Here is a 688-nt window from a genome sequence, read left to right as displayed (position 1 = left end):
AGAAGGCGAGCGCCGATTGCAGCAATGGATCGGCAGCATTCAAGCGCGAAGCGGCGACCTCGCCGCGAGCGAGGCGAAGGTTGTCGATCTGCTGCTCACCGATCCTTTGTTTGTTGGCGTCAGCACGACCGCTCAGGTTGCCGCCCAGGCCGGCGTTTCGCCGCCAACGGTGATCCGCGCGGCGCGTGCGCTTGGGTTCAGCGGCTTTGCCGAGCTGAAGATCGAGATAGCCCGTGCCCGCGGCACAGCCCGGTTCTTCGCTCCGCCCGAAGTGCTCAGCGCGGATGCGACGTCGGGCTCCGTGCTGGAAACCTCCATCCGTGCCGGCGCCGATGCACTCACTGCGCTGGGCGGGGCCATCGAACTCCCTGCGCTGGATAAGGCCGTGGGTTTGATCCAGCGCGCGCGGCAGGTCTTTGCGTTCGGTGCCGGCCCTTCCTCGACGGTGGCCGCCGATGCTGTCTTCCGTCTGCGCGCGGTCGGCGTGATGACGGTAGGCATCACCGATCACTTGTCGGCCATGATTGCGGCGCGGCTCCTGGGCGCCGAGGACGTCGTCATCGCCGTCAGTTCGACTGGCCGCACGTCATCCACGCTTGCCGTTGCCGATGCGGCGTCATCGGCCGGCGCTTCGCTGATTGCCATCACCAACCAGTACGACACGCCTTTGGCAGCCCTCGCGGACGTC

General features: G+C 67.0%; 1 protein-coding gene. It reads left to right on the top strand.

The window, feature by feature from the left end:
- The coding region (locus DNK89_RS23410; protein WP_238990912.1) for a MurR/RpiR family transcriptional regulator at positions 1–688 on the top strand (688 nt) is incomplete at both ends.

The organism is Acidovorax sp. ST3, from assembly GCF_003231145.1.
In the GTDB taxonomy this organism is placed as follows: domain Bacteria; phylum Pseudomonadota; class Gammaproteobacteria; order Burkholderiales; family Burkholderiaceae_C; genus Acidovorax.
The sequence above is the reverse complement of the archived record's forward strand: the minus strand, read 5'-3'. Positions and strand labels throughout refer to the sequence as shown.